This window comes from Conservatibacter flavescens (assembly GCF_002795425.1).
Taxonomy (GTDB): domain Bacteria; phylum Pseudomonadota; class Gammaproteobacteria; order Enterobacterales; family Pasteurellaceae; genus Conservatibacter; species Conservatibacter flavescens.
The window spans coordinates 15898-36252 of record NZ_PHHA01000008.1; the positions used below are offsets into that span (position 1 = coordinate 15898).

Below are 20355 nucleotides of genomic sequence, written 5' to 3' on the forward strand. Positions count from 1 at the left end.
ACTGTGTGCGCTTTGACAATAATATATTCTAAGGATCTATTATGTGGATTGGGATAATTAGTCTATTCCCAGAAATGTTCAAAGCAATTACAGAATTTGGGGTCACTGGACGAGCTGTTAAACAAGAACTGTTAGAAGTGCGGTGTATAAATCCAAGAGATTTTACCCATGATAAGCATAAAACTGTTGACGACCGCCCTTATGGTGGTGGGCCAGGAATGTTAATGATGGTACAACCTCTACGAGATGCGATTCATCACGCAAAAAAACAGGCAGGTGATGGGGCAAAGGTTATTTATCTTTCGCCTCAAGGACGTAAGCTTAATCAAACTGGTGTACGCGAACTTGCCACAAATCAAAAATTAATTTTAGTTTGTGGTCGTTATGAAGGTATTGATGAGCGATTGATCGAAACAGAAATAGATGAAGAATGGTCAATCGGAGATTATGTTCTCACGGGCGGGGAGATTCCAGCAATGGCGTTAATTGATGCTGTTGCACGTTTTATCCCTGGTGTATTAGGCAAACAAGCCTCTGCAGAGGAAGATTCTTTTGCAGAAGGATTATTAGATTGTCCTCACTATACACGCCCTGAAACCTTAGACGGCTTAACTGTGCCTGCCGTATTGATGTCTGGCAACCATGAAGAAATTCGCAAATGGCGATTAAAGCAATCCCTAGAGCGAACATGGCGAAGACGTCCTGAGCTATTAGAAGGCCTAGCTCTGACTGACGAACAACATAAGCTGTTAACCCAAATTAAACGGGATAACAGATAATCAGTTAAATCTAGGATTTAAAGGAAATTACAATGAGTAACATCATCAAACAACTTGAACAAGAACAATTAAAACAAAATCTACCTAGCTTCCGCCCAGGTGATACTTTAGAAGTTAAAGTATGGGTTGTAGAAGGTAGCAAACGCCGTTTACAGGCTTTCGAAGGTGTGGTTATTGCAATTCGTAACCGTGGCTTGCATTCTGCATTTACATTACGCAAAATTTCCAACGGTGTTGGTGTTGAGCGTGTGTTCCAAACTCACTCACCAGTTATTGACAGCATCAAAGTAAAACGTAAAGGTGCGGTACGTAAAGCGAAACTTTACTACTTACGTGAGCGTAGTGGTAAATCAGCGCGTATTAAAGAGCGTTTGGGTGATTAATCATCTTATTCAAGGTGACCAAGGGCAGAATATCTGCCCTTTATTTATTTTCTAATATTTGCTTCATTAACATCAAATCCACTGGGGCAATCGTTAACTTCAAGCCAAAAGGCTTAAATGCCTGATTAACAATATCAACACTATAATTTCCTCGATCATTCTCTAAATCTGATAATGTTTTACGAGAAATATGTGTTACCTGAGCAAAACGCTCTTGGGTAAACCCGAGTAAACGCAAACGCAATAATCTTAAAGCCTGACCTTGTGTTATATTTTGAGAAAATAGCTGCCCTAAAATATCTGCCCGCACTTGATGTCTTGCGGTGACATCGGTGGTTAAATGTTTAGCAGAAACACGCTTTCTCATAACAATCCCCAACGCGTTAATTTCTCCGGTAAATAGTCAAAACCGATACTTGGAAAAGTCAAAATAGATTTTGGTACGCCACGTTTGGTTAAACGCATCTTTAAATCTACTAGTTGTGCAGCTAATTTTCTGAGCTCTTGCCACAACACCTCCGGCTCAACTAAATCAGATAATGATTCAATAATCGCAGCATAATTATATTGTCCACCCTGTTCCAAAGGATGCTTACCCTGAGTGCTCCACGTAGTTAAACGAATAATGCCTTCCGGATCAGCCTTCATCGGCGCGAAATCGTAAATAGGCGCAAGTTGGATACTATCTCTATCACGTAAGAAAGCGGTATTACGGCCATGGTTATCACTATTACCAAAAGCAATATTCAGTAAATCTCGTTTGACCCATTCAATAACAAACAAAGTGCGGTCAAATTTGAAACCGTTTGCCACCATATTACTATTTTCTATCTTAGCGATAAGACAGCGAATCGTTTGATTATGATCCAACAAACTCCCTGCTTCCCGCTTTAAAATAGAATAAACGGATTCCATTGCATAACGCTGCGTTTTACCGTCAGATGAATACCACACATCAAATCGAGGTAACCAAAGCGATGGATAATTGACTCCCTCCATCAATCGCATATTCGCGGTATTGATTGTGTTAAAGCCCATTGCTTGTAGCTCCGCATAATAATGATATTCCGCACGTAAAATATCACAATCAATGGCTAAACGCTGTCCTCTAGGATATTTCACCAAATAGTATTGATCATCAGATTGCCCATTTTGTAAATTATCGATCCACACTTTTTGTTGTGAATTACAACGCAATAATAATTTTGGTGCTTCTCCACCCGCACCCGTTGCGCCACCTGCCATCGCGCCATTTTGTTGAGCATATTCAAGAAAATTAACATCTCGATTAATGACTTCCTCCATATCAAATAATTGGGTCGCAGGTTGAATCGCCATTGTTGCTTCTTTTACTCTGAGATTACCGATCGGTGCGATAGTCACTTGCTTTAATAATAAATAATTTTGTTCATCATAAGGTAAATGGCTAATATTCAAATACTTTAACCAATAACGACGACTTGCCCCACTTGGCATAAGATCATCTAAAAAACGTAAACCCTGTTTTTCTTGTTCATCAAAAAACAAATCCACAGGATAATTTAAGGATAAGGCGCAAGCATTATCCTCTAAAAAATAACGTTCTATATGCTTAGCGACATAATTCACTTTCATTTTTGAATAATTCCCCTGATCTATTTCAGGAAAAAATAAAATCGCAATATCTTGCCACTGTTGCTGGATAAAAGCTTGAATCGTTAATTGCTGCATAAATCTACCTATGAGTAAAATATCTCACATTATAATCAATATGATTAAATAATGAAAGATATATGTTACATTAATAACACTAATGATTATACTTGAAAATAGCCAAATAGCTTCATTTTGAGGTAAAAAAACGAATACAGATAGTATATAAATAAGACCGTAAACAACTTTGTGGCTTTGCTTTTCTTGTGATACGCAAGCTCAATATCCGTAAGATGGAATGTGATAAAACTGGGTTAATGCCCTATACGATAAAGCTTTCACCCAGTGTCTAGCAAAAATTTTACGCCGTAATCTATGCCATTCTGCTTAAATGCATCAAGCGTGCGATATTTTCTGCTGTTGAAATTAGGTTTTCACGCCCCTGTTTAAGCGTATCTTCTAGTGAGGAGACCTGCCGAATAATCGGAAAGACAGCATCAATCCCATGTTGATAAACCACATCATAATCTTCTCGCAAAGACCCGACTATAGCAATCACGCGCTGTTGACGCTGTTTTGCCAATTTAGCGACACCAATCGGTGTTTTACCGGCGATACTTTGGCTATCCATTCTACCTTCACCAGTAATCACTAAATCCGCATGGTTAAGTTTTTCCGCTAATTTTACCGCTTGTAAAATGATTTCAACCCCAGCTTTTAATTTTACATTCGGTAATAATAGCAATCCCGCCCCCATACCTCCTGCCGCGCCTGCGCCTGCGTGGTGAGCGATGTCAAGCTGATAGTGTGTTTTTACCACTTCTGCAAAATGCGCTAATGCCTTATCCAAAATCGGCAGCATTTCAGCCGTTGCGCCTTTTTGCGGACCAAAAATCGCCGTCGCCCCAAGCTTTCCACAAAGAGGATTGCTCACATCACAAGCGACTTCAATTTCAACCGTCGCTAAACGAGGATCAAGGCCACCTAATTCTACATAAGCAAGATAGGCTAACTGCTCTCCCCCAAACCCAAGTTCACGCTGATTATGATCCTTAAAGCTTGCGCCTAACGCCTGTAGCATGCCGACACCGCCATCATTAGTCGCACTACCACCGATACCTAAAATAATCTTTTCAACACCCAAATCAAGGGCTTTCTTAATTAACTCTCCGGTACCAAAACTTGTGGTTTTTAAAGGGTTGCGCGCTTCTGGTGGCACTAAATGCAAACCCGAAGCGGCAGCCATTTCAATAAAGGCCGTTTTTTTATCGCCTGAGATCCCCAAAAAACCTGTCACAGTATCACCTAATGGCGCAGTGACTTGAACCTCAAGTTGTGAACCTTGAGTAGCATCAATAAGCGATTGCACCGAGCCTTCGCCACCATCTGCCATTGGTACGCATATATATTCCGCCTCAGGAAAAATCCGTTTAAACCCTGTTTCAATGGCTTGTGCCACTTCAAGTGCGGTTAAACTTTCCTTAAAAGAATCAGGTGCAATCACAATTTTCATCATATTTCCTTTCTAGAGTAAAAATAAAGAGAGAACATACACAGTTAACATACCTGTAAAACCCATTATTAGGGTTAATAACGTTTGTGTTTTATATCCCTGCTGTGGTGTCATTTTACTAAAATTAGTCACGACCCAATAATAGCTATCATTTGCGTGAGAAACACACATTGCACCAGCGGCAATCGCCATCACACAAAGCACCGCGCCAATTTCTGAGCTTAATCCTAATAAAGTCATTAATGATTCACTATCACTATACATCCCCATAATAGAGGCGGTTGTAATAATCGCAACAGTAGAGCTACCTTGTGCTGTTTTCAAAATAGCCGAAATGATAAAAGGAAAAAAGATCCCCACAGTCGTGATAATATGCGCATTTTGTTTAATGTATTCGACAAAACCTGCTTCAGTGATCACTTTGCCTAACACGCCACCAGCCGCAGTAATAAACAAAATTGGGCCTGCAATTTTAAGCGTTTCATTAGTTAAATGGTCAAACTCACTCATTTTTTTGCTTTGCACTAATAAAATCACGGCAAAAATGACCCCTATGGCTAAAGCAATAATTGGGCTTCCTAAAAACTGCACTAAATTGCCTAATGTACCTGTAATGCCTAAAATTTTAAAAATAGAACCAAGCGCCATAAACACAATTGGCATTAAAATCGGCGCAATACTCAGAAAACCAGAAGGCAATTTCCCATACTGCTGAAGAATTTTCTCATAACTATCAGTCAGATCTTCTTGGTTCTGTTCAATATTGACACGTTTGCCGATCCATTTGGCAAAAAGATAAGCCGCCAAAAGCACAGGAATAGAGACGATAACGCCCATTAAAATAACCAACAATAGATTATTTCCGACACCAACGGCACCCGCTGCTGCAATTGGACCCGGTGTTGGCGGAATAAAAACATGAGAGGCATATAATCCAGCGCTTAATGCTACAGCCATACCAATAGGGCTCGCTGCAATTTTTTTACGCAATGCTTCTCGAATCGGATTGAGTACAACAAAGCCGCTATCGCAAAAAACAGGAATACCCACAATCCACCCCATTATTAACATCGCCAACTCTGGACGTTTTTTTCCTACGGTATTCACTACCATATCCGCCAGTTTCAGCGCAGCCCCTGTTTTTTCTAAGATAGTACCAATGATCGCCCCAAATATGATCACAATCCCGATACTTTTAAAAATGCCACTAAAACCATCACCAATCATTGCAGGAATTCGTCCCAGTTCAATGCCTGCAACAAACGCTAATAATAGTGAAATCGACATCAATGCCAAAAATGGATGCACTTTTAATTTTGAAATCAAAAAAATCATCAAGATAATTGCTAAAACAAAGCAAATTATCAACGCCATACCGCCCATATTGCCTCCTAAAGTAAATTAAGGTGAAGCAATCATCAAATATAACCCGCTCAAAATCTTTAGTTTATTCTACAAAATTACCATCTAAAACGGCCTCTATTTTGTATTTTTCTCCAAATACGGAAGTAGAAGCGTGCCTAAATAAAGTCTAAATTTTTCATCTATCTTATTGAAAGATAAACCAGTTATCTGTTCAATTTTAGTTAAACGATAACGTAATGTATTGGGGTGGATAAACAATTTTTGTGAAGCATGGCTAAGATCACAATTTGAGAAAAAATACTGTTGTAAACTTTTAAATAGCTGCGCTCTATCTTGATGTTCTTGAATTTTTTGTACGGCTGTAAGTAACTTTTTACCTTGCCAAGACTGAGCAAAATCCGTAAGAAGGGCAGGTAGCAAATAATCCTCAAAAAATAAAATGCTTTTTTTCCTATGGCTTTGCATTGCATAAATAAGCGTATGCAACGCTGATTGATAAGAAAAATGGGCTTCTTGAAGACTATTCACCTCTGCGCCAACCGCTATTTTTACTGTATTTTTTAACCAGTCTTTCGGTAAAAAGTCTCGTAAACGCTCCGTTTTGCGTAAATAATCTAATTCATTTACGGATAACAACACCCCAATTTTATCCAAATCTACCACCGCCAACGCCAGATTTTGTTGCCGTTGTTCTAAATGTAATAATAGTGCTTGTAAACGCTCGGAAGTGGGTTGTTGTAACGCAAATATCAATACAACAAAAGGTTGCTCAAAATCAAACTGGAAAAACTCAGCTTGGCTACTAATTTGCTCTACGGATAAATTACCACGTAATAACTGATGAACAAATTCCTCTTTATAACGCCTCTGCCAACGCTCCTGCTCTAACATCGCACGGTGTTCTATCATTAATTCAGCCGTCATCGTCACTAATTGAGCATAATGACGAACTTGATCTGGATTCCCCGAAATACCAATTACGCCTATCGTTCTGCCTAAATAATTGATCGGTAAATTAATTCCCTCTCTTGCTTCATAATTCCATTGCTTCGCTAACTCTTCATCAATTTCAAGCGCCTCCTGACGTCGCAACACAATCACTGCGCCCGTATGACGTTCCCCAATACGACTCGCATCACCAGAGGCAATAATCATCGCATTTTCATCCATCACATTCACAGAATACGGAATAATCCGCATTGCCCGTTTCACAATCGCCGTTGCCGTTTGTTGATTTAATTTCATTAAGCCTCCATGGAACCATTCATTCCCTCTTGAATGATGTCTCTTTTTTCTGTACAATTCAACACCTAAATTTTGGACTGTCATCGACAGATTATTAATTACATACGGTATCAGCAAAAAAGCGCTGACAGCGGTATGGCTTCTTTTGAGGTTTTCTATGAAACAAGGTATTCATCCTGAATATAAAGAAATTACTGCAACATGTTCTTGCGGTAATGTAATCAAAACCCGTTCAACAGTGGGCAAAAATTTAAACTTAGATGTGTGTGGGAAATGCCACCCATTCTATACCGGCAAACAACGTGTTGTTGATACTGGCGGTCGCGTAGAACGCTTTAACAAACGTTTCAGTATTCCTGGTACAAAATAATCATAAACTAAGAATCAAACCCTGCTATTTAGTGGGGTTTATTTTTATATCTAGCTTCCAATCTAAGTAAAGGGGATTAATATGAAAATAGCATTATCTTGTTTAAAATTTAAGCAAGGGGGGGGGGGATGGAGCGCTACCTATTGGATCTTATTCGTGGATTCCACTATAGCAACATTCGACCAACTATTTACACCTCCTCATTTGATTCAAAATTAGAAGAATATCAATGGATTACCCCCAAAAAGATTAATTTATCATTTATACCTAAAAAACTCCGCCTCTCTTTTCTATCTCAAGCTATTAAGAAATACAAACGAGCAGATGAAATTATCATTTCTCTTGCCCATACACAACCAGCAGATATCACAATTTGCGGAGGACAACATAAAGGCTATTTACAAGCTTTGTCAAAAAATGCCACCTTACTCGATAAATATAAAATCTATTTAGAACAAAAAGCTTATTACAATAGCAAGATTATTATTGCCCATTCACAATTAATGAAGCTAGAATTAATTAATCTATATCAGATCCCAGCAAATAAAATTGAGGTCATTTATCCTCCCGTTGATACACAAAAGTTTCATTGTATAGACAGTCAAAAGCGCTCAAAATTACGGGAAAAATTTGGTTTTAATGAAAACGAAATTATTTATTTGTTTCCATCTACTGGCCATGCTCGTAAAGGTTTTGAGTTACTTAAACACTATTTTGAACAAACCACATTACCGATTAAACTAGTGGTGGCCGGAACCCCAGTCCAAGAAAGTAAACGCATCCGTTCATTAGGTTTTTGTAAAAATATGCCAGAGCTCTATCAAGCTGCTGATTTTACAATTATGGCTTCAAAATATGAACCTTTCGGCTTAGTTGGTATAGAGTCTATTCTATGTGGTACACCTATCATCTTCTCTAAAAATATGGCATGTACTGAGGTATTACAAAATTATTTTGGGCATTTATTCGATCTTGATGATGCAGCATCTCTACATCATGCAATACAAGATTCATTACAACAAAAATCGCGTATTCATGATCCTTTTTCTGTGCTAAGCTATCATCCAACATTAGAACAGCATATGATATCCTTGCTACATATCATTCAAAAAATATCTTCACAAAATAGGTAAAACATGAAAAAAATTAAAGTCGGTCTAATTATTGATGAATATTTTGGTGGAGCGGGCACAGCGTTTGGCGGATATGGTTTTTTAGCTAGACGTTATATAGCAAAATATTTACCCAATGAACATATTCAGGTTGACGTACTATTAGGTAAAAGTAAAAGCCATTATGCACTAGAACATCATATTATTGATAATATAGATGTTTATCGCTTACCTAGACGAAAATGGTTTGCTAAACGTTGGTTGAAAAAACAAAATTACGACATTTACTTAAGTATTGAGTTAGCTTATCGCTATATTTTAGAGCTCGATATCGATAAAAAATTAATTTTTTGGATACAAGATCCTCGTCCTATGTACGAATGGGATGAAATCAATACAGTCACATTATTTCCAGAAACTAGTTATTACAATCAAAAACTATATGATTTTATACACAAAATTTATTTAGAAAATCGTATCAAATTTATCACTCAAGGATTTTTTCTCAACCAAAAAGCAAAAGATCTTTATAAATTAGCAGACGAAACTGAAATAACCTATCTTCCTAACCCTGTGGATATTGATTATAACTTCGATCTTATGACTCATAAAAAAGAAAATATGATTATTTTCTTGGGGAGAATTGAATCCGTAAAGCGTGGATGGTTATTCTGCGAAATTGCCAAAAAAATGCCCGAATATCAGTTTTATATGCTAGGTCAAACATTTAGGGAAGCAGATAAAAACTCCGTTATTATGGCGCCTTATATTAATGGAAATATTCCTAATCTACATTTTCCAGGTCATGTAGATGGCATAGAAAAAGAAAATTTCTTAAAGAATGCCAAGATACTCGTTAATACATCTATTCATGAAGCCTTACCTATTTCCTTTCTCGAGGCATTGGCTTATGGTACCCTATTAGTGAGTAATCGTAATCCTGAGAATCTAACGAGTACATTTGGAATTCATGTTGGAGATGTACTTGGAGATGGTTTTGACAAAGTAGAATTATATGTTAATGCTATCCGTCATTTAATGGAGAATGATGAACACCGCCTAGCTCTTGGGAAGCAAGCTATTGAATATGTAAAATCTGTACATAACGTTGAAAAATGCATAAACGACTTACGTACATTAATTCATAAAGAAGTAAAAAAATAATCAAAATGAAAGAAATAAGTATTGAAAATTTACTACTCGCCAAAACAGATATCATTACTCATATAAAATCATCAAATAAAATATACCATATCGCTTTTGGTGCAGATAATAATTATTTGACATATTTAAGAGTGTTATTGTTTTCTATTCTTAAAAACAATTCAAACATTAATATACATTTTCATATCTTCACGGAAGATATGCCTTATGATGAAATTATTTTCCTACAACAACTTAAATATTCAAACTTTAATACTACATTCTATAAAATCAATACTGAATATTTTTCTCATTTTAAAATTAATAAAAACATTGCTCATATTAATCAAGCAACATATTATCGGGCTGTAATGCCACTTGTACTACAAGAACAATTCTTATATCTTGATATAGACACTCTCTGTACTGGCAGTTTAGAACCTCTTTTAGAAATACAACTTAATACAAATTTACTTGCTGCTAGTCCGGATTTAGCTAATCTAAACTATATACAAAGTTTATATCCTTTTGGCTTTCCTAAGTGGGCAATTTACTTTAATGCTGGCGTACTTTTAATTAATGTTAAAAAGTGGAATAAAAATCAACTTACAGAGAAATTTATTCAACTAATTAATCAGCAAAATTTCACATATATGGATCAAGATATTCTAAATATTCTTGCAAATGGTGATGTTTATTTTATTTCTAACAAATTTAATTGGACTGATTGGTTAGGAGACAAGCAAAATAAATTTCTATTTATGACGAATAATGTATCTATTATCCACTATACTGGAGAAATAAAGCCTTGGCATCAAGCTGGTGAAAGTAAAATATACAGTCAGTATTATAAAGAGCTATTTGGACAGGTACCACACTTACTTGAGCCTAAAACGACTAATGCATACCGTAAATCTTCAAAACTTTTATGGAAGAAAAAGCCAATTAAAGCTTGTTATTATCAACTAAAATATATTTACAACAAACTTCTTAATAATTCCGCCTAATCTAAATGTATCTAGAAAATAATTATGAAGGAAAAAAGGAATTTGATATTTTTCACAACACTATTCATCTATAATAACAAAAGAGCATACTTACTAAAGGACAAATTTTATGAAAAAAGACGAAGTCGGGCATAATTTTTTAGCGCGTTTAGGCAAAACTCGTTTACGTCCGGGCGGTAAAAAAGCGACGGACTGGCTAATTGCTAATGGTGATTTTAGTCAAGATAAAAAAGTACTAGAAGTCGCATGTAATATGGGTACAACCGCAATTGGATTGGCGAAAACTTATGGTTGTCATATCGAGGGTGTCGATCTTGACGAGGCCGCATTAGAAAAAGCTAAAGCGAATATTGTCGCAAATAACCTACAAGATAAAATTCATGTGCAACGTGCAAATGCCATGAAATTACCTTTTGCAGACAATCATTTCGACATTGTCATTAATGAAGCCATGCTCACAATGCTGCCATTACAAGCTAAAATGAAAGCGGTAGCAGAGTATTATCGCGTGCTCAAACCGGGTGGTTTTTTATTAACCCATGATGTCATGCTGACAACAACGGATTCAGAGGCCGTCATTGCACAACTACGCGATGCGATTAATATCACTGTGACACCATTAAGCAAAGAAGATTGGAAAGCCGTGTTTCTTGATAATGGTTTCCGCAATGTAGATACCTTTTCTGGTGATATGACATTATTGTCACCAAAAGGTATCATTTATGATGAAGGGGTGTTAGGTGCCGCTAAAATTATTAAAAATGCTCTCAAGGCCGAAAACCGTGATACCTTTAAAAAAATGTTTAGAACCTTCAACGACCCAGAGAAGAAATTAAATTTTATTGCGATTTGTAGTCAGAAATAATTTTTCTAATGCCTATTTGACTCACTTGAAGCAAATAGGCATTTTTATCTCGTTGTGGATAATCTGCCCGGTAGTGTGCGCCTCGACTTTCTGTTCTTGCGATCATACTTTGCACGACTAATTGCGCCGTTTTCAATGCGGCGTAAATTTCAATCCCTTGAAAAGCTTGATAATGTAAAGGGCAAAATTGTTTTTCTAGCCCGTTCAACTCTGTCAGTAATTGCTGTAATTGTTGGTCGGTGCGATACACATTAGCAAACTTTGTCATTAATTTACGTAGATGATGTAATACCTGACTCGCGCTTAAATTCTCATCTCCCGTCGGGTTGTGTAAACTCTTCTCCCACTGCGCTATATAATCAGTCAACGCCTGTTGGTTTAACGGCACAAAGTGCGGTGATTTTTTAGCAAAATTTTCTGCAATTTTTTGCACCGCTCTTTTCGCAAAAACTAACGCGCCACCAACAGAATTTCCCCCTAAGCGATTCGCGCCTTCAATGCAAGAAGAAACCTCTCCAACCGCAAATAACCCCTGCACTGCACTTTGAGCAAACTCATCAATTTCTATCCCGCCATTACAACTATGGGCGAAAGGCGCAATGGCGATTTTTTCCTGCAATAAATCGATTCCTACCTCATTTTTCAGCCATTGCAAATAGACCTGATAAAATGCCTCTTGATCTTGATAAAGCATTGGAGAATAGCGTAAATAAACGCCTTTTTCTTCCGGGTGTTGAAGTAGATATTGCATAATGCGTAAATCAAATTTTACACAATCAAAATCCACCGAAAACGGAGCATAGTCGCTACGCGCCTTAACCATGTCTGAAAATACCTCCGCAGATAAATCAGGAAAAAGCGAATTCCCCGCTTTATCTTGCACATCAATACAATATTTCAACGTATGTTCACCAAATAAGACTTTATATTTTGGCGCAACAAATGCGGGAATAAATTGGATATATTCCAAATTCACCAAATTTGCCCCTGCTTTTAATGCAAGAAAATGGGTAGAGCCGATAATATCGGCAGGATATAAATTATCTTGGTACAATCCGGCAATACCGCCTGTTGCTAAAATAATATTGGGGGTTTGGCAGAAAACATAATGGCAGTGTTCTTCATGTTTAAGGGCGAAAACTGCCCCTTGTACCTGATTATGTAGGCTGACGATATGCAATAACGTAGCCTGTTCAAAATATTGTGTTTGCGGTTGTTGGTTTAAAATTTCTTTTGCTTTTTTCACCGCACTTTTCCAGTTATTAATTAAATAAATAGGACGTGGATACTGGGCAAAACAAGCCGGCCGGTTATCATCTCGTTGCCATGCTTGGAAACCAATTTCATTTAACAGCCTCACGGCCTCGGCGGATTCTTCAATATATGCCTTAACGATTTTAGGATTATTCATTCCCTGAGCGACACGTTCAATATCCTGTTGAAAAAGCACTTTGTCCGAAGATTGCCCTGTGACTTGAATGCCTAAAGTAGCTTTTAGAGGAAAGAAACTTGCGCCTCCCGCAAGAGGGGTTTTACTGATTAAAACATGAGGAATATTCTGCTTTTGAGCTTCAACTGCACAACTTAGTCCAGCGATACCGCTCCCCACAATTAATAGTGGTGTTTCAATGATTTGGTGAATTTGTATTGTCATTATTTCTCAAACAAAGTGCGGTTAAAAAACATCGACATTTTAAACCGCACTTTTTCCTTTGCCTACTACAATAACGACGGGGCTGCCCCTAAAAGCTTTTTGGTGTAATCAATATTTGGGTTCTCAAAAATTTCTTGAGTAGTGCCGGTTTCCATAATTTGACCACCAAACATAACCACAATTCGATCAGAAACTTGGCGTACCGTTTGAATATCATGAGAGATAAATACCATTGCCAAATTCAGTTCCTTTTTCAAATCTGCCAATAGATTTAATACCTGTGCGCGCACAGATACATCTAATGCGGATGTCGGTTCATCAGCCACAATCAACTTAGGATTCAGAGCCAACGCGCGTGCAATTGCCACGCGTTGTTTTTGTCCGCCTGACAATCGGGTTGGCTCAACAGCCGCAGCCGAACGTGGCAACCCTACTCGAGAAAGTAACTCATACACGCGCTTTTCCCGCTCATGTGGCTGTAAAATATTATGAATATCTAACGGATCCCGTAGAATATCTAATACTTTCATACGCGGGTTTAACGCCGTAGCTGGATCTTGGAAAATGACCGACACTTGACGACCAAATTGTCTACGCGCTTCCGCACTGCCATACTGCATCTGTAAGCCGTTAAATTTAACACTACCTGATGTTGGGCGTTGTAAACCGATAATCACATTCGCTAGGGTGGATTTCCCACATCCCGATTCACCAACTAAACCGATAGTCTCTCCAGCCTTAATGCCTAAGCTGACATTATTCACGGCAGTGATTTTTTTACGCCCAAACCAAGAGCCATCACGTGAAGGAAATTGCACAACAATATTTTCTAAATCAATAATATTTTGCTCTTTGAGTACCTTGATACTATTTACCATATTACGCCTCCTTCACCGTAGATTTTTCTGCCAAATGTGATGCCCATAAATGTTTTGGATGATCGCCAACCGGAACAAGTTTCAGTTTTTGATTCGGATCCGCATCCGGACGGAGTGAACGACTAGCAAAACGATCACCTTTTGCAAAGTCATATGGCGATGGCACACTACCTGGAATTTGATACAAACGCTCTGCTCTTGCTTCTGTGGATAATACGGAACCCAGTAAGCCACGAGTATATTCATGGGTTGGATTAGCTAATAATGGCGATGTTGGTGCAGTTTCCACAACTTGTCCCGCGTACATTACGGTTATATGATGTGCCAGCTGCGCAACTAAGGCCAAATCATGACTAACAAAAACCATAGCAAAGCCTAATTTATCACGTAATTCATTGAGTAATTTCACCACTTCAGCTTGTACAGTAACATCTAACGCTGTCGTCGGCTCGTCAGCAATTAGCAACTTAGGTTCACGTGTCAGTGCCATTGCAATAACGACACGTTGACGTTGTCCACCTGAAAGCTCATGGGGATAACGATTTAACACTTTTTCTGGATCTAAATGTACCCATTCTAACAGCTTTTCTGCCGTATGTTTGCTACCGCGTTTAATTAGCTGTGCCATTTGATCTTTAATACGCATAGACGGGTTCAATGCACTTAAAGAATCTTGATAAATCATGGCAATATCGGTACCACGTAATTTATTTAATTCCGTAGATTGCAATAAATTATGTTGTTGCCCTCGACGATCTGTAAATAAAATCTCGCCAGTAATCTTAGCGGTTTTCGGCAACAATCCCATGATAGAGAATGCTGTAATAGATTTACCACAACCTGATTCTCCCACAAGTCCCATCGTTTCCCCTTCATTGACGGTAAAACTGATATTATCCACCAATGGAATCTCTCCATAACGATTAGGGAAGCGAATCGAAAGATTTTTAACTTGTAAAATAGGTTTTGCATTCGGATCAAGCTGCATACGATCTTGACGTTGGTTTTCTTTCTCATTTAACTGTAGCAAATAGCGTTTTAATGCTAGAGTTTCTGCCATAGCCTCTTGCACATCTGTGCTTAAGCGCTCATCTGGTTTATGATCCGTTTTCTTACCTGATTTCAAACGCGGGTTAACTAAAGCATCAGTCAATCCCTCAGATAAAATATTGAGTGATAATACGGTAAGAAGAATAACTAAACCAGCAAAGGTTGTTGCCCACCAAAAACCACTTAATACTAAATTACGCCCCTCCGACATAATATTTCCCCAAGATGGGTAAGGCGGCTGTACCCCTGCTCCCAAGAACGAGAGGGAAGCTTCTAACACAATTGCATCAGCAACCATTACTGTCGCAAACACCAATACAGGTGCGGCAGTGTTGCGCACTACGTGTTTTAGAATGATATACACTCGGCTTCCCCCGATTACGCGCTCTGCTCGCACATAATCTTCATCCCATTGAGAAAGCACATTCGCACGTACAACACGCGCGAGCTGTGGTGTATATACTACAGCAATAGTTAAGATAATCACAGGCACTGAATTACCAAAGGTAGACAATAATACCGCCGCCAATGCAATACCTGGAAATGCCATTAAAATATCCATGAGACGCATGATGATTTCATTGCCCCATTTATCCGCAGTGGCTGCTGTTGCACCCAAAATACCGCCGAATAAAATGGCACAACCCACAGCGCCCAAACCAATAAAGAGTGAGGTTTGTGCACCATAAACCATACGTGAAAAAATATCGCGGCCTAATCGGTCTGTACCAAACCAAAATTCAGCACTCGGTGCTTGAACCGGACGTATTGTTTGTAATGGATCGAAATTCGCGACCCAAGGGGCAAAAATCGCAATTAAGGCAACGAGTAAAATAAATAATAATGAAATTTTAGCAGCGCCCGTTAATGCCTGAAATCTTGCGCCACCATCAGCTAAACGCTGCGCTAATCCTTGTCGAAACATTATAGACTCCGAATTTTAGGGTTAATTAATAAATACAAAATATCAACGACAATATTGACTATCACAAATGTGAACGCAATCGTTAATACCACCCCTTGAACCAAATGTAAGTCATGGTTCACAATACCATTAAAAATAAGTTTCCCCATTCCTGGTAAGTCAAAGATTTGTTCAATTACTACGGCCCCACCGAGTAGATAACCTACTCGTAAACCCAGTACAGTTACGGGGGTAATTAAAGCGTTGCGTAGTACGTTATGACGAATAACTGTTGCATAAGGAACCCCATTACCAATAGCGGTACGCACATAGTCTTTATCCATTTCTTCTACCATAGATGTTCTTACCACTCGAATCAAAGAGGCACAAACTGGTACACATAAGGCTAAAGAAGGCAATGTCATGGAGCGCATATATTCGAGTGGACTTTCACTAAATGGCACAAAGCCGCCCGATGGGAACCAATCCAACTCCAAAGAGAAATATTGAATTAACAAAATCCCCAACCAAAATGACGGTGTCGCGACTGCAGCAACAGAGATAAGACGAATCACTTGATCTGCCCAACGATCACGATAGAGCGCAGCGATAATACCTAAACTAAATGAAATAATTGCAGCGCCAATCACACCAATAAAAGTTAGCTGTAACGTCAACGGAAACGAACGTGCAATCAAGTCTACAATCGGTTGTTCCGGAGGAGTTGTCACTCCAAAATCAAGTACCAATAAATTCCCCAAAAAACGCACATATTGCACAATAATTGGGTCATTTAAACCGTGACGTTCACGATATAATTCTTTCGCGGCCTCACTCGCACTTTCGCCTAATGCAATTGTTGCGGGATCACCCGGCATAAATTGCAAAATAAGAAATACAAGCGCGGTTACGCCGAGAATCATAACGGGCAATGCCATTAAGCGACGTAATAATAATCGAAATACTATTTCCATATTTTTTCTCCAACAACCTTCATTTATTTTGTCAAAATCGGGAAATTCGGCGTTTACACCTTGCTTTAATCCTCTTTACCGAGTATTTGGTTTATCTCGCCTTTATACAGCACAGCTTTAGCGCCATAAACCGCCTGAATACCACCACCGACGTCCAATACATCAATTGCACCTAACGTCTTCAGTGCAGCCTTATCTACTTTTTTTACATCTTTCACCGATACACGTAAGCGCGTAATACAAGCATCTACATGTTCTATATTGTCTGAATCGCCTAGCGCCTGAATAATTTGGTGGGCAGTTTCCGTTAAATTAGTATTTTGTGCAGGCGCTGCAATGACTTCGTTATCCTCCGCTCTACCCGGCGTTTGAATATTAAATTTTTTAATTAAGAATAAAAACGAGAAATAATAGAGTGCAAACCAGGCGATACCAACAAATAATACCTTGATCCAATTAGTGTGATCGTTGCCCTGCAAAATACCGAATAACAAGAAATCAATAAAACCACCCGAGAAGGTATTCCCGATTGAAATATTCAGATAATCTGCGACAAAGAATGACACCCCGTCTAAAAAAGCGTGGAAGACATAGAGCAATGGTGCAACGAATAAGAACATAAACTCAATCGGCTCTGTGATCCCCGTAATAAAAGATGTCAGCGCTGCACCAAGAAATAAACCACCATAAAGCCCCTTACGTGCTTTAGGCACACAGTGATACATAGCTAAACAAGCTGCCGGTAAACCAAACATCATCGTTGCAAAACGACCGGCAAAAAAACGTGTTCCTTCTGTAAAAAGACCGGTATGGTTCGGATCACTTAATTGTGCAAAAAAGATTTTTTGCGCACCAACCACCGTTTCGCCATTCACCACTTCTGTCCCACCGAGTTCTGTATACCAGAACAATGGATAAATCATGTGGTGTAATCCTACCGCGCCACTTAAACGCATTAAAAAGCCATAGAAAAAGGTACCAATTGCGCCCATATCGGCAATATTGGTCCCTGCTTTAGTCAACCACTGTTGAAAAGTCGGCCAAGTTAAGAAAAAGAGACAACCCACAAACATTGCAGCAAATGATGTCACAATTGGTACAAAGCGTGAGCCACCGAAAAAGCCCAATACTTGTGGCAATTGAATATTGTGATAACGATTATGTAACCATACCGTGATTAAGCCCATCACCAATGCGCCAATCACACCCGTATCAATACCCTTAAGCTCAGGAGAGAAAATGGGAATAAGGGCCGCAATCGTCCCCGTCATAATTAAATAACCCACTACCGCTGCTAAAGCCGCAACGCCTTTATCCCGTTGTGCCAAACCGATACCCAAGCCAATACAAAGTAGCAGTGATAAATTAGCAAAAACCACCGTTCCGGCTGCAGCCATCATTTGAAAAATACCCTGCAGTACAGCACTATCCAATACCGGATAAGCTTGGACCGTTGCTTGATTAGATAAAGCACCGCCAATACCGAGCAATAAACCTGCTGCGGGTAAAATTGCAATAGGCAACATAAAAGCCTTACCGACTTGCTGTAAAACTTTAAACACAGCGACTCCTTCTAGAAATTATATTTTGAGATGTTACAAAATGAAGTGATAAAACATTGTTTTTATTATTATTGTAATCACTCCCCTCCGCAGAGGGGAGTTTTGTAGATCAAGACATGAACTATTTACTTACGTCCAACTCCTAAGAATGATAATCCTGTAGTTGGTAGTGGTTGATAGTTTTCCAATGCCTTCTCATCCCATGCAGATGGTAATTTACGGTGAATAATTGGATAAAGTGCCACTTGCTCTGCAATAATATCCATAGCCGCATTCCATTCTTTACGCGCATCACCACGATCCTTCGCAACCACTGCCGCATCAAGATGTTTTTGAACCTCTGCATACTCAGGCGTGTCGCTCCAGCCAAAGCGTTTTTTCGGCCATACATCGCCACGATACCACCAGCTTAATAACAAGTCTAAATCGTTACCAAATACAGATGGGTCACCTGGTGCAACAACAACTTCATAATTTCCGCTATCGACATAGTTGTTATATAGCGCACCTGATTGATATTGTTCAAGAGTGACTTTCACGCCAGGGATCTTATTCCAAGACTCTAAGATTAATGGAGTACACTCTTTCACCCAGCTATGATCTGTTGCGCGCAACACAAATTCCAATTTGTCGACACCCGCTTCTTTCAATAGTGCTGAGGCTTTCTCTACATCATAATCATATTGTGCTTTGGTTTTATAATAATCAACATGGGTATCTTGTACATAAGAGGTTGCTGCTTTAGCATTGCCTAAAAATACAATATCAATCAGACGTTGAGTATCTAAACCATAGTGTAACGCTTGACGAACACGAACATCATTGAATGGCGCTTTCTTACAGTTAAACATTAAGAATAGCAAGCCGAAAGATTGTACTGATTCCACAGTATTACGGCGTTTTAAACGTTCCGCATCAAGATATGGCACAGACTCCATCGCTTGTGTACGTTTAGATTCTTGTGCACTCACACGAGCAGAATCATCAGCCAACAAGAACCATGACATCTTCTCTACTAATGCAGGATATTTACCGTTATAACCATCGAATTTTTCAAATACAATTTTGTCGTCTTTCACTGCTGAAACAAATTTGAATGGACCCGAACCGACTGGATTTGCATCAAATTTACTTTCGCCTACCGCTTCAACAACGTGTTTCGGCACAATTTTCACAATTGTCAAACGCTCAGGGAACAACGCAAACGGATATTTCAATTTAAACTCAATGTTTTTTTCATCTATTGCTGTTACTTTGTCAATAAATGGAATAAACATAGCAAATAATGATTTTTGTTCAGGATCTAAGATACGGTTAAAAGAGAATACCACATCTTCAGCTGTCACAGGTTTTCCATCATGGAAAACTGCGCCATCACGTAAAGTCACGCGCCATGTTGTATCATCTACTTGCTCAGGATCTTTTCCTGCTAACGCAAGATATTTTTCACGGGTTGCCGGATGTAAATCTACTAAACCTTCAAAAATATGTAGATTTGCTGCATAAGTTGATGCACCCGTTGTAATTTTCGGGTCAAACCCCGTTGACAATGGATAAGCGATACCCGCTTCAATACTTTTCCCTTTTGCTGCAGCAAAAGCATTCGGCGTGAAAGTCCCTAACGAACCACTAAAAGCTAAACCGGCACCAACGCCAGCTAACACTTTCATAAAATGACGACGTGATTCATTATTGAGTGTGTTTACATCTTGAGGAAGGATTTGTTTAGTCATTTTAAACTCCTAGTTTTTTGTGAACATCCAGTAACGACATTTAGTGTAACAACAGAATAATCTCAATCACCACAAAACCAAAAATGAAGTGAATACATCATTATCAAACAACAAAAATGATTTATTCACATCATAATAACTACAGAAAAGAAGTGCAACTACCACTCGCAATAAGAATCAACATTT

Annotated in this window: 18 protein-coding genes; 7 read left to right on the forward strand and 11 right to left on the reverse strand. The window is 38.7% G+C overall.

All coding sequences use genetic code 11. The features are described from left to right. Positions 1-41 precede the first annotated feature (41 nt). Both trmD and rplS read left to right on the forward strand, forming a co-directional pair. On the forward strand, positions 42-779 hold the full coding sequence (trmD, locus tag CVP05_RS04715) for a tRNA (guanosine(37)-N1)-methyltransferase TrmD (protein WP_100288432.1): 738 nt from the start codon (positions 42-44) through the stop codon (positions 777-779). A 32-nt stretch (positions 780-811) separates the two neighbouring features. Next, on the forward strand, positions 812-1162 hold the full coding sequence (rplS, locus tag CVP05_RS04720) for a 50S ribosomal protein L19 (RefSeq protein WP_100288433.1): 351 nt from the start codon (positions 812-814) through the stop codon (positions 1160-1162). Between the two features lie 40 nt (positions 1163-1202). Here the strand turns inward: rplS and CVP05_RS04725 are convergent, their stop codons facing one another. From CVP05_RS04725 to CVP05_RS04745, 5 genes are all read right to left on the reverse strand, one after another. Next, positions 1203-1529, reverse strand: coding sequence for a helix-turn-helix domain-containing protein (locus CVP05_RS04725; RefSeq protein ID WP_100288434.1), 327 nt, complete (start codon positions 1527-1529; stop codon positions 1203-1205). Further along, the gene (locus CVP05_RS04730) at positions 1526-2872 is read right to left on the reverse strand and encodes a type II toxin-antitoxin system HipA family toxin (RefSeq protein ID WP_100288435.1); all 1347 of its coding nucleotides are present in this window, start codon (positions 2870-2872) and stop codon (positions 1526-1528) included. Before CVP05_RS04730 ends, CVP05_RS04725 begins: the two co-directional genes overlap by 4 nt. Before the next feature lie 295 nt (positions 2873-3167). Then, the gene (locus CVP05_RS04735; protein ID WP_100288436.1) at positions 3168-4307 is read right to left on the reverse strand and encodes a glycerate kinase; all 1140 of its coding nucleotides are present in this window, start codon (positions 4305-4307) and stop codon (positions 3168-3170) included. 12 nt (positions 4308-4319) lie between these two features. Then, positions 4320-5690 (reverse strand): GntP family permease, encoded by a 1371-nt coding sequence (locus CVP05_RS04740; protein ID WP_100288437.1) that lies wholly within the window; start codon positions 5688-5690, stop codon positions 4320-4322. Positions 5691-5786: 96 nt separating this feature from the next. Next, on the reverse strand, positions 5787-6917 hold the full coding sequence (locus CVP05_RS04745) for a CdaR family transcriptional regulator (RefSeq protein ID WP_100288438.1): 1131 nt from the start codon (positions 6915-6917) through the stop codon (positions 5787-5789). 157 nt (positions 6918-7074) lie between these two features. Between CVP05_RS04745 and rpmE the strand changes: the two genes are divergently transcribed. The 5 genes from rpmE to CVP05_RS04770 all read left to right on the forward strand — a co-directional run bounded on the left by rpmE (position 7075) and on the right by CVP05_RS04770 (position 11414). Next, positions 7075-7287: a 50S ribosomal protein L31 gene (rpmE, locus tag CVP05_RS04750; protein WP_100288439.1), complete on the forward strand. Its 213-nt coding sequence runs from the start codon at positions 7075-7077 to the stop codon at positions 7285-7287. A gap of 143 nt (positions 7288-7430) precedes the next feature. Further along, on the forward strand, positions 7431-8420 hold the full coding sequence (locus CVP05_RS04755) for a glycosyltransferase family 4 protein (RefSeq protein ID WP_243389200.1): 990 nt from the start codon (positions 7431-7433) through the stop codon (positions 8418-8420). A 3-nt stretch (positions 8421-8423) separates the two neighbouring features. Continuing rightward, complete coding sequence (locus CVP05_RS04760) at positions 8424-9563, forward strand: glycosyltransferase family 4 protein (protein ID WP_100288441.1); 1140 nt, start codon at positions 8424-8426, stop codon at positions 9561-9563. 5 nt (positions 9564-9568) lie between these two features. After that, a complete protein-coding gene (locus tag CVP05_RS04765; protein ID WP_100288442.1) occupies positions 9569-10549 on the forward strand; it encodes a glycosyltransferase family 8 protein in 981 nt (326 codons plus the stop codon). A 109-nt stretch (positions 10550-10658) separates the two neighbouring features. Continuing rightward, positions 10659-11414, forward strand: coding sequence for a class I SAM-dependent methyltransferase (locus CVP05_RS04770; protein ID WP_100288443.1), 756 nt, complete (start codon positions 10659-10661; stop codon positions 11412-11414). Here CVP05_RS04770 and CVP05_RS04775 read toward each other — a convergent pair. The 6 genes from CVP05_RS04775 to CVP05_RS04800 form a co-directional block, all read right to left on the reverse strand. Further along, positions 11389-13071, reverse strand: a complete 1683-nt coding sequence (locus tag CVP05_RS04775; RefSeq protein ID WP_100288444.1) for an FAD-binding protein — start codon at positions 13069-13071, stop codon at positions 11389-11391. The two genes, CVP05_RS04770 and CVP05_RS04775, sit on opposite strands and share 26 nt — an antisense overlap. A 62-nt stretch (positions 13072-13133) precedes the next feature. Further along, entirely contained in the window at positions 13134-13946 is an 813-nt protein-coding gene (locus CVP05_RS04780) for an ATP-binding cassette domain-containing protein (protein WP_100288445.1), read from the reverse strand. A gap of 1 nt (position 13947) precedes the next feature. After that, the gene (locus CVP05_RS04785) at positions 13948-15921 is read right to left on the reverse strand and encodes a dipeptide/oligopeptide/nickel ABC transporter permease/ATP-binding protein (RefSeq protein WP_100288446.1); all 1974 of its coding nucleotides are present in this window, start codon (positions 15919-15921) and stop codon (positions 13948-13950) included. Next, positions 15921-16874 (reverse strand): ABC transporter permease, encoded by a 954-nt coding sequence (locus CVP05_RS04790; protein ID WP_100288447.1) that lies wholly within the window; start codon positions 16872-16874, stop codon positions 15921-15923. The genes CVP05_RS04785 and CVP05_RS04790 overlap by 1 nt, the downstream gene beginning before the upstream one ends. A gap of 65 nt (positions 16875-16939) precedes the next feature. Continuing rightward, complete coding sequence (locus CVP05_RS04795; RefSeq protein WP_100288448.1) at positions 16940-18436, reverse strand: PTS transporter subunit EIIC; 1497 nt, start codon at positions 18434-18436, stop codon at positions 16940-16942. Between the two features lie 125 nt (positions 18437-18561). Beyond that, complete coding sequence (locus CVP05_RS04800) at positions 18562-20169, reverse strand: ABC transporter substrate-binding protein (protein WP_100288449.1); 1608 nt, start codon at positions 20167-20169, stop codon at positions 18562-18564. Positions 20170-20355 lie beyond the last annotated feature (186 nt).